1 pseudogene is annotated in these 826 nt (G+C 63.8%); it reads left to right on the top strand.

The window, feature by feature from the left end:
• Positions 1-277, top strand: a pseudogene (locus I5M_RS31630) (PAS-domain containing protein); the annotation flags it as partial.
• Positions 278-826: the final 549 nt, after the last annotated feature.

The raw sequence follows: 826 nt of genomic DNA on the forward strand, positions 1-826 counted from the left end.
TGAGACGAGCCCGCATATCGAGGCCGTCGAGGCCTGGTGCCGGCCGCTCTACGACCATGCGGTGTTCTGGCAGGCGCTGCGCGGCGCCATCACCGGCATCGACGATCGCCGTCACGTGCTGCTCAAGATCGAGCGCAAGGACGGCAGCGTGCTGTCGTGCCGCACCATGCCGCTGCCCGACGGCGCCACGATGCTGACCTTCCAGGACATCACCGACGCCGAAAATGTCGAGCGCGCGCTGCGCGAGCGCAACGAGGCGCTGGAAACCGCCAGCAGAACCGTTCGGCCCTGGGCCTCCTGTTCAGCCTTCCACGCTTTGGCGGCGTCGGTGCGCCACGAGTCCCACTTGTCGGGCCTGACAACGTACAGCGTGTTGAAGTCGTCTTCACCAAGGAGAAGGTGATGCGCGGCGCGGCCGAACACCAGCGGCTCGGATTCGTCAGGATCGATCCGATCCGGGTTGTACGGGCTTTCGCACCAGTAGTGCGCCGGGCTCTGACTGGCTATCTTGCGCAGCCCAGAGGACGAGATAGACGGCGCGTCGCACAGATTGGCGCCGTGATACACCTCCATCGGAACGCCGCTGTAAATGCCTGGCGTGCTGATCGGCTTGCCGTCCCAACGCTGCACCTTCATCGTGCCATTTCCTTCTGAATCGCGTGCTCGATACCGACGTTGAGCTGCGTGGCCTGGTCGAAGGATTTCGGCAAACGACAGCTGCGCTGATCTGATCATCGGGACAGAGTTGGCGCGGACCCCGGCTTCAAGCTTGATCATGGCGTCGGTGAACCGGTCGGACAGCATCTACATTTTTCGTCCGGCGGCC

This window comes from Rhodopseudomonas sp. B29 (assembly GCF_000333455.1).
Classification (GTDB): domain Bacteria; phylum Pseudomonadota; class Alphaproteobacteria; order Rhizobiales; family Xanthobacteraceae; genus Rhodopseudomonas.